Below are 9,465 nucleotides of genomic sequence, written 5' to 3'. Positions count from 1 at the left end.
ACCTTGGCCGACACCGACACGATCGCCGACCACTGCGACGCGTACCCGCCCTGGTGCTCCAGCACCATCTTCACCGACCGCTCCCGGACCTCGGGGGAAAACTTGCTTGCTCTGCTCATGGCTCCATCTTCTCAAGTAATGGAGCCTCCGGGGTTCCCGGGGCGGTTCAGTTTGATTGCCTTTGTGCCCGTTAAGCTAAGCAAGTCGCCTCGGACCATGGATATCCCGCTGATTAGGACGTCGAAATATTCGACAAAAAAATACAGAGTGCGATCCAGGTTGCGATACAAAGGCGTAATTCTGTTCTTAGCCATCGGCGTGCGCGCAATCGCGCGATAAAGAGAATGATCGTAAGCGCCGGCGGTAATGCAAGCGCGGTAAGGATAGTTACTAGTTCTAACGAATCGAAGAGGTGTTCAGCATAGTCGTAGACATTGCAGACTAGTGACCCGCAATTGCCATATGAGAAGGGGATAAGCGACCTCAATATGGTCACCAGCCAGAATACTAGGCAGCCTAGCCAAGCGGTTCGGTACAAAATCCGTGTGGCGAGTTTCGTGCGCTCCCAGATTGTGCGGTGGCCGGCACGGGTATTTAGGCTCATTTTATTTCTACCTTATCTCAGCTAATTTTATTATAATGTCTGGGTGAAGCTGCTCATCGAAGTTCCGATCGATCTTGGTCGTTTTACTGCATCGTTGTAAAGGTGAGATGAGTAGGGGCGCGTATCGGCATAGAATGCTGGCCTGATACTGTACAAAAAGGATATTTCCTGCTTGGCGGCTATCTGCTTGTTGGGGCGTTATCTTGCCGATTAGCCTCAGCCAACAATTGCTCGTACGACTGCACGCGTATACGTAGGCGAATGAGATGCCATGACATCGCAAAGGAAAACAGTAGCGTGAAGGCCAGCACGCCCTGGATTAGGGTGATCTTGCTCAATACCGTCCAGTCGCCCAGACGCCAGTCTTTCAACTGCAAATAGAGGGCAAGCAGGACAGGCATGAAGCCCAGCTTCTCGATGCCTCCGGTGAACAATCCCAGGCGATCATGCATGTTGGTGCGACGGTCACGCATGAATGCCTCGCGTCGACGTCGTTGTTCCAACGGAAAACTTCGAAGCGACGCAACGATCGATTGATACTGGTGGAACTCCCGCTCCATCAGGTCTGCGTGATCCGCATAGGGGCGGCGGAACCCGGGCCATTCGCGCTTGACGGTTAGCGCTGCCGAGACCACAAAGCCTGTCAACTCAGTGACAAGGCCGAAAACGGACAAATAAACGCCAGTTTTGCCATCTAGCAACGTACCGGCCAAGATCCCGACGCCGGCACCGATCAAGCCAATCGCCAAGCTCCAGCGCTCGACTGGACCGGCGCGGCTCTGCTCGGTCACCTGGGTGTAGTGAGCCATTGCTGCAGAGAGCGAGGGAAAGCTGGTGTCCGTGAGCGTGACTGTCTCTCCATCAACGGCGGCGCTGCGTTCCGTTGCTACTTCATCCACTGAAATCATCTAGCTTTCCTCGGCGATCACGCGTCGAACCAACGTCTTAGACGATCAGTATTCCTCAGCCTTAGGTGGTTTGCCAGCACGCTGCCAAAAAGACGTCAAGCGTTCGCCTCTGCTGCTATTGACACACGCACGTCGCGCTCGCAATCTAAGCCCAAGGAGCGTCGAAACTCCTCACACAGCGGTACCCACCTCCGTCAAACCGGTGGGTTTTTTGTGCCTGCATCCTGCAGGTACAAGCCGACGCAATGCCTGCGTCGGGAGGGCGGCTAATACAACACCCGCAAGGGGAATACGCCCGCCGGCTGTGTGCGGTTTCGAACCTCCCGACATCCCGTCGCCGTTGGCGGCGGTTCTTGGGTTGTTCCAGGAGGGCTTTGCCATGTCTACCGCACCATCCACGCCGGCATCGGTGCCGGGTTATCTGTTGCCAGCCTCCGCGCACGGCCTGCTGTGGGATGTAGGCGAGGTGCTGCGCCGACTGGCCGCACGCGCGGCTGTTGAGCAGGCGAGCGCCCATTCCGCGCATCCGCTGAGTTGTCAGCCCGCTGTGTTGCCGCACACCTTGCGCAGCCGGTTCGCACGCAGTGCTGTGGCGCTGCAGCAGTGCGCGGCCGCATCCATCACCCGCCACCAGCCGGAGGCGTCATGACACGCCGCCGCCCACCCACGGCATCTGCCAGCGCACGGCCCACCCGCACGCGTGCGCGCCCCGCGCCGCCCAAGCGGGTGCAGTGGGTCGTTGTGGAACCCGACCGCACCAAGCTGCCACTGATGCTGCCGCCCGACCCGGACGCCTCGCCGCAAGGCCCCGGCACGCTACGCGCACCCCGCCGCGCCCGCCGCCCGCGCCAATGCACAGTCAGCTACACCCATTACCCCGGCGCCCACGACCATGCCGGCGACCAGCACGTGCCCCACGTCCGCCTCAGCGGCCTATGGCTGGAACAACTGGGCTTTGCCATCGGCACCAAGCTGCGCATCACCGCCAGCGCGGGACAGCTGTTGATGGAGGTGTTGCCGCCGGTGGAGGTGCCGGCCAAGGCGCGCAGTGTGCGGCGATGATGGTGCGGCTGCCAGACCCCTTGCGATTGACCTCGGTGCCGGATGCCACTAGCGTCGCAGCCACACCAGCGCACAACGGACGCTTCATGATTGCGCGCCCCTTCTACGTCTTGCTCGCCACCCTCGCTCTGGGCGCATGCGCCCACACGGCAGCCACCCCAGCCCCGGCAATCGTCACGGAGACATCTGCCATGAGGGACGCCGTGCAGGCACCAGGGAGCCTGTCGTTGGATCGCCCGCAGGCAATCAACCAGACTCAGGCCCAGGCACGCGAACAGCAGCAGGCGCTGGGCAGTCGTTGATGGAGGTGTTGCCGCCGGTGGAGACGCCGGTAGCGCCAAGCAGGGCGCGGCGCTGGGCTTGGGGCCGACGGCCTGAGGCGGCACCAGGCTTGGGCAGAGGCGCGGGAAAACCCTTCACTTACGTGAGTTTGGTTCCCCAGCGTATTCCGTTGCTAGTCCATGAAGCGAAGAGATCCGCGGCCACTGTACTGGCCGGAACGTGCCCGAACTGGTTGCGTGATGTAACTTGTCCAGCCTCGACACATTGAAGGTGCACGGCCATGAAAGGCATTGGGAATAGTTGTTATGCACTAATCTTTGCGGGAGTTTTTTTGCCGCCTGGGTGCGGTAAAGCACAGCCGGAACCGGATAGCCAGCAAGCAGCGGCCACCGCTGTGACGCCTGCTTCTACTCCAATCACAGATGTCGATGCACCGCGACCTCCCCAGATTGTGATCGGTACCTATGTCACCGAAGGTGGATGGGGGCGCCTGATCATTGATGCACCCAAGGGCCAAGAACTTCCGAAGTTCTCCTTGGATACAGAGAATGTCGACAGCGGATGTACGCTTTCTGGTCAGTTGGATAAAAGCGGCCGCGCGGTTGTTTATGAAGGTGCAGAGCCAAGTCAATGCTCGCTTGCTCTAAAGATGGAGGCGAATGGTGTAGCCATCAGCACTTCGACCAAAGAGCAGTGCCAGGCCTATTGCGGAAGCAACGGCAGCTTCGAGGGAATCTATAAGCGTGTGTCTTCAAGCTGTGCCACCGATGCGATCGAGAAGGCGCGTCACGACTTCAAATCCTTCTACGATAAAAAGAAATATGTCGAAGCCAAGGGTGCGCTTGCGCCCATTTATCAACGCTGCGTTCCGACAATGAGTTTGGCCGATGAGGGCGCACTACGGAACGATTACGCGCTCACGCTCTACAAGTTGAAAGACAAGCCAGGTTGCCTGTCAGTTCTATCCAAATACAAGCAAGATGCTGCTCGTACGGATGAACAGATTTCCGAAGGGATGGCGCCAGCGGTCGTTGATGAGTATTTGACCGTCATCCACGCTGCCCGCACGAACATAGCGCTTTGCAGTCGTTAGTTGATTGATTTTTCAGCCAAGGAGAAGGATATGTCACAAGAAGCAGGACAACCAGCGCCGCCGCAGCTGAGTGACAACGAACTCAAAACGCTTGCCTATTTCGCGATCGGCGTCGCCTCAGAGGGAAGCATGGCAGGCAAAAACGTTGCCTACCGGCTTTCATTTGCGGGGTCCATCAATGACGGCGTGATGACGCCCATTGGCAATAGTGGGTTTTCAATCGGGACGCTGCAAACCGATCTCGGACAACATCCAGATGTCGCAGCTCGTCTAGTTGACGCCTACCAGGAATGGGCTAGGCAACAAACACCGACTGTAGCTCTTTCAGAGCAACAGCGCACGCAAACCATCCACGACTTACAGCGGGATGGTCATGCCATCAAGGCGGAGAATGGAAGAGCACTTGATGGAGCGGTCAAATCAAACATTGATCGCTTCCTTGCTTCTGACGCGGGAGTCGCTTTTGTACATGAGCACGACCGAACTCAGGTCGAGCAGCTGATGCGACCAGGCGATGGCGCAAAAGATTTAGGCAGCGCAGTGCAGCAGCTACGCAAGACAGATCTATATGCAGGGTCAGATCTGAATGATCAAGCAAGGTTGGCAACGATGATCATGAAGCTTGAAAATCAGGCTGGACGTGGTCGCTACCCTGGCGTGCTACAGGAAATCAATGACGGAACGTTAAAGAGTGTCGACGACGTGAAGACACGAATCGATGGAATGCTTCCCAACAAAATCGTCAAAGGTCACGAGCAGGCGGATTACATCGAGAGTGGTGTGGAACATGCACTTAAGGGCACCGCGGTCTTCAATGCGTTGCGTGAGGCAAACCAGGCAAGCCCACTCTCTTCTGCGTACGCGAGCGTGGCGGCCGATCCACTCATCAATCCAACTGATGCACGCAATGGCCGCGGTGCTGCTGATGTGTCTCATCACTACGGTGTGGTTAAAACGCTCTTTTTGCAGAATGGCGAAGCCCCAGCCTTTATCCAGTCAGTGGATCGAGGCGCAAGTCACGCATGGGGGCGCCCACAAGCTGAGGGAAAGAGTGGTCCAACTGCAGGTCTCTACTCTTCCGGCAACGATGTTGTCGTATGGAATCGTGACGGTCAGGGCCATGCAGTTGTTGGTGGTGTGTGGTCGGATGCTTTACGGGGTAGTCTGAACCGTGACCGGCACCAGGATGGAACGACTGATATCAACCGCACGAATTCGGATGGCTCGCACGAACGCCTGCTCCATGTCGATCCGCATGCAATTCCATTGCGTGTACCAGGTGAGGTCGGGCATGAAGCCCAGCCTGTAGGGCCGACGCATGGCTCGCTCAGTCCATCGCAAGATCCCTTACATCGCCAGGCCGAAGATGCCGTGCGCCGCCTGGAGCAAGGCCTCGGCAGGGAGTACGACAACAACAGTGCCCGGCTGGCAGCAAGCAGCGCGTATCTAGCCAAGGAAAACGGGCTGTCGCGAATCGATCATGTCGTGCTGAGCGAGAACACCAAGTCCGTGCGACAGGGTGAGAACGTCTTCGTTGTGGAAGGCGCGTTGAACGATCCCGCTCACAAGATGGCGCATATGAAGACGAGCGAGGCGATAGCGCAGCCCGTCGAGCAATCCTTGGCGCAATTGCAGGCCTTGGGCGAAACGCAGCGCCAACAGCAGTTCCAGCAGCAGGTGCAGCAGCAAGAGCAGTCGATTGCGCCTCAACACCGTATGGTGTGAGGCCTAGTGCGATTTTGCTGGGACTGTTGAACCCTCCGTCAATCGCACGCTGTAGAGAGGTAGGCGAGGTGCGGTGCCGGCTGGTCGCTTCTGGTTAAACATCGCTCTACCGCAGGAAGGGGCCGCGCCGTATGTCATTCGCTATCTTCCGTTCTTACGTTTCGGCATCGGCCGCAGTGGTCGTTGCCACCTTTGCAGGATGCGCCATGAATGAGCCACCGATTTCAAAGGAACAGTTCTCCGAGCATGTTGTGAAGCTGCTGGCCGGCAAGGACTCGGTTGTGGTCGAAGCCGGCAAGCTGACCGATTTCCCTTGGAAGACGCTGTGCTTCGAGCGCGATGACAGCCTGTTGCTGAAGTTCGATCGCGACGGAGAGACATCCGTGCTGCCGTTGCCCTATGAAGAGTTCTTCGTGGATGAGGCACATGTGAGCAATTCCCTGGAGGACAGCTGTGTCACGCCATCCGATCGCATCCTGATCAAGAAGAAGTATCCGGGCTATCAAGGGCCTATCGAGTTTCAGAAGGCAGCGCAGGGAGGCTAGGCCATGGTCGATATCACCGATCCGAAGGGTGCCAAGCGTGAGATTGAGCAGGAAGCCTATCGGCACTACGAACAGCTGAGCGGCATCACCTTGGCAAAGCGTCCCGATGGCAGTTTCCAATCGCAGGGGCACAACGATGAGCTCGATGCCTTTCGACATGCGTATACCAGCGGCCGCGTCACCCAGCTTGCGTTAGGTCAGCAGTGGATCGCACGCAGGTTCGGAGATGATGCCGAGATTGGGCCAGCCCATCCAAATGATCCCTACGAACATCGCATGGATCTATGGAACAACGAAGCCGGTCGCCGGCTCGGCGATCAGACCTCCGGGCAGGATGAGCTGGCGCGACAGGCCTACACTGCCCTGCGCCAGGGCGATCTGGCGACCGGTTTGAACGATCCGCGGCTGAGGCAGCTGTTTCCCGACGATCCACGCCTGGCGCGGCCCCAGGGAGATCCTCAGCGTGATCTTGTGACCAGCGGCGATGTTGACCGGATCAACAAGGATGTATCGCGCCTGCAGGACCAAGCGCATGACAGGTTCCCAGACACGCATCCGGACCGTGCGTATTTCAATACGTTGCGTGGGCAGCTGCCTGCATCGGTGTCCGATACCAAGGTGGCCGAGGTCATGATTGCCGCAAAGCAGGCGGGTGTGGAACGGGTTGACCAGCTCGCCGGCGCCGTTCTGCGTGACGACCAGATCTTCGTTTCTGGCAAGACGCCAGGATTTCGGGCACAGGTAGACGCGACCACGCCGGCACCTGATATGCGGCAGAGTGTTTACACCGCCGATCAGCACAACGCCGTCCAGGCCTACGACCAAGCGCAATCGCAGGCGACACAACAAGCACCTGCGCCTGGACGCTAGGCGGCCCAGTGGGAGGTTGGTGGTAGGTACTGCCGACGTGCTGCCTTCGACGGCTGAGTCATCAAGGGAAGGCCGGCGCGCGCATGCTGATGCGTGATGTCTGGCTCCGGTAATGGTCAGCGCATGACGCTCACCGCAATGCCGCCCGCACCGTCTGCAATGATGGCGCGAACAGGTCGACGGGGAGCTTGCCGTCGTTGTCCCGGATGGTCTTGTCGGCGCCCCTGGCCAGGACGAGCGCATAGTTGGGTGCGCTCTCATCATCGCTTTCCTGCTCGGCGGCGTAGTGCAACAGGGTGCGGCCCCTGGCGTCGCGCGCGTTGATGTCGATGCCCAGGCTCAGCAGGAAATCGAGAAATGCCACTTCCTTCGGGAATGTGTGGCGTGGTAACCAGTGACGGGAGGTGAGGTTGTGCAACAGCGTTTGCTGGCCTGGTTGCAAGGCCAGTGGGTCGAGTCCTTTGGCCATGATCAGGCGCACCAGATCCGGCTGGAAACAATACGCCAGCGATGAGCGTCCGTCGGCTGACTTGCGGGTGGCGTCTGCGCCAAGTTCCAGTAAGGCGTTGATCGGGCTGTCGCCATCGAGCGTGTGGGAGAGCAGCGCCGACTGCAGCGGTGTGTAGTGCTGCGAGTCGTCGGGGTCCTGTGCGATGGCCCATGCGTTGATGTCGGCGCCGCCGGCGACCAGTAGGCGTACCTTTTCGCCGGTGGTGGCAGTGTGTAGCGGGGTCGTGCCGTGGATATCGCGTGCGTTGGGATCGGCACCGTGTGCCAGCAGGACGCGTGCGGTGGCGGCACCGCACCAGCCGAGCATGGTGATGCCGTTGTCCCAGGGTGCGTCGGGGTCGGCGCCGGCATCCAGCAACGCTTCCAGCATGTCCAGATAGTCCTGCCGGCTGATGTGGTTGCGTAGTTTGCTGTCGACCTCTTTCAGCGCCTCCTGGCTGGCCTGCTGCAACGCGCGCTTGGCGGCGAGATAGCGCTGGCGCGTCTGCGCGTCCTTGGCCTGCGCGATCATTGCATCCAGCGAGTCCAGGCTGCCGATGCTGATGCTGTCGATCAGCTGCTGGCGGTACTGTTCGCGTGTCATCGCGGCGATCGGCCCGCGGGTGACCACCAGATCATGCAGCGGCCAGTAACGCTGATGTTCCCAGCCATTGACGCGCGCGCCGTGGGCGATCAGCCAGCGTACCGTGGCCAATGTGCTGTATTTGACCGCCGTGTTCAGTGGCAGCAGCCGCGTGTTGAGCGTGGCGCCTGCCTTGAGCAGGTGCGCGATCATGGCGGTGTTGTCATGCCGGGTGGCGTAGTGGATGGCGGTGGAGAATTCCTGATCGGCGGCGGTGTGTTCCATCAGCCACTCGCTGTCGGGGGTGCAGTCGGGCACGGCGCCGGCCAGCAACGCGGCAGCGACATCGTCGAGCGCGTTGGCACGCGCTGCGTCCAGTAATGCGCGGTCGGCGTTGCTGCGCTCCACGATGGGCAGCGGCGGCGTGTTTGGCTCGTTCTGCGCCGGGTCGCGTTGCAGCCAGGCAAGCCATGCCTTGGCACCATCGCTGGTTGCGTCGAGATAGTAGGTGTCCTCATCCCTGAGTTTGCCGAAGCGCATCCACGATGCCCATTCGGTGCCGGCCAGGCCGAGCTCCGACATCTGGGTGATGAAGGTGAAGAAGTCCGGTGCCAGTGCCAGGCCGTGCAGCATCTGCAGTTCGTGCGAGAAATAGCGCACCGGCTGTCGGGCCGGGTCGGGATGGCTGGTATCTATGGTCAGCCAGTCGCCGTTGATGAGGTTGTAGAAGGCGAATTGGTTTTCCCACATTTCAGGTCGATTCGCCGCCTCTGACAGATCGCGCGAGGCCAGATCCTGTTTCCACTCCATGAAAATGGGCAGCGCCATCGTGTCGATGTGCGTCAGGCTCCACACCGCATCACGGTTGACGCTCATCGATGGCATGTCTTGCTGTTCCATTGCACGCAGATGCGAGGGGACGTGCCAGCCAAAGGTCACCTCCGCCGACAACTCGCGCAGCACGCGGCGCAGTTGGGTGGGGACCGGTAGGCGGTGGCGGCCCTCGAGCGCGCGCAGTTGGCGTTCGGTCGCCGGCGGCGCGATCAGCAACGGCGTCACCTGCCAGCGGCGCTTGCGCGCGATGGCTTCCATCCAGCGCCATTTCGCCTGCCAGTGCGTCCAGCGTGTCTGCATCGTGGTGTCCTGTGTGGTGCAGGCGCCGAGCGCGCCCGCTGTGGCCAGTGCCACGAGGCCGGCTTCAAGAAACTGACGGCGGGTGACCTTGTTCAGAAGCAGTTCCTTGCAGGAAGCACAGTCGGGAGGCTGCTTGCACTAAGCAGGATAGCGGGCCAGGCGTGGGTGCC

7 protein-coding genes and 2 pseudogenes are annotated in these 9,465 nt (G+C 59.9%); 7 read left to right on the top strand and 2 right to left on the bottom strand.

Going from position 1 to position 9,465, the window contains the following annotated elements; translation table 11 throughout:
- Positions 1 to 783: 783 nt before the first annotated feature.
- Positions 784 to 1,512 (bottom strand): hypothetical protein, encoded by a 729-nt coding sequence (locus LL962_RS18460; RefSeq protein ID WP_228317962.1) that lies wholly within the window; start codon positions 1,510 to 1,512, stop codon positions 784 to 786.
- Between the two features lie 379 nt (positions 1,513 to 1,891).
- Here LL962_RS18460 and LL962_RS18455 point away from each other — a divergent pair, with 379 nt between their 5' ends.
- From LL962_RS18455 to LL962_RS18425, 7 genes and pseudogenes are all read left to right on the top strand, one after another.
- Positions 1,892 to 2,161, top strand: coding sequence for a hypothetical protein (locus tag LL962_RS18455; protein ID WP_228317961.1), 270 nt, complete (start codon positions 1,892 to 1,894; stop codon positions 2,159 to 2,161).
- The gene (locus LL962_RS18450) at positions 2,158 to 2,574 is read left to right on the top strand and encodes a SymE family type I addiction module toxin (protein WP_228317960.1); all 417 of its coding nucleotides are present in this window, start codon (positions 2,158 to 2,160) and stop codon (positions 2,572 to 2,574) included. The genes LL962_RS18455 and LL962_RS18450 overlap by 4 nt, the downstream gene beginning before the upstream one ends.
- A pseudogene (locus LL962_RS18445) lies at positions 2,571 to 2,772 on the top strand (hypothetical protein); the annotation flags it as partial. The gene LL962_RS18450 and the pseudogene LL962_RS18445, both read left to right, overlap by 4 nt.
- Positions 2,773 to 3,136: 364 nt before the next feature.
- A complete protein-coding gene (locus tag LL962_RS18440) occupies positions 3,137 to 3,949 on the top strand; it encodes a hypothetical protein (protein WP_228317959.1) in 813 nt (270 codons plus the stop codon).
- A gap of 1,332 nt (positions 3,950 to 5,281) precedes the next feature.
- Positions 5,282 to 5,674, top strand: a pseudogene (locus LL962_RS20995) (XVIPCD domain-containing protein); the annotation flags it as partial.
- A 206-nt stretch (positions 5,675 to 5,880) separates the two neighbouring features.
- Positions 5,881 to 6,219: a hypothetical protein gene (locus tag LL962_RS18430; protein WP_228317957.1), complete on the top strand. Its 339-nt coding sequence runs from the start codon at positions 5,881 to 5,883 to the stop codon at positions 6,217 to 6,219.
- 3 nt (positions 6,220 to 6,222) lie between these two features.
- Positions 6,223 to 7,089, top strand: a complete 867-nt coding sequence (locus LL962_RS18425; RefSeq protein WP_228317956.1) for a DUF6973 domain-containing protein — start codon at positions 6,223 to 6,225, stop codon at positions 7,087 to 7,089.
- 130 nt (positions 7,090 to 7,219) lie between these two features.
- On the opposite strand, the gene LL962_RS18420 is transcribed toward LL962_RS18425, so the two are convergent.
- A complete protein-coding gene (locus LL962_RS18420) occupies positions 7,220 to 9,295 on the bottom strand; it encodes an ankyrin repeat domain-containing protein (protein ID WP_228317955.1) in 2,076 nt (691 codons plus the stop codon).
- Between the last annotated feature and the right edge of the window lie 170 nt (positions 9,296 to 9,465).

Source organism: Xanthomonas sp. NCPPB 1067, from assembly GCF_020783795.1.
Taxonomy (GTDB): domain Bacteria; phylum Pseudomonadota; class Gammaproteobacteria; order Xanthomonadales; family Xanthomonadaceae; genus Xanthomonas; species Xanthomonas melonis.
The sequence above is the reverse complement of the archived record's forward strand: the minus strand, read 5'-3'. Positions and strand labels throughout refer to the sequence as shown.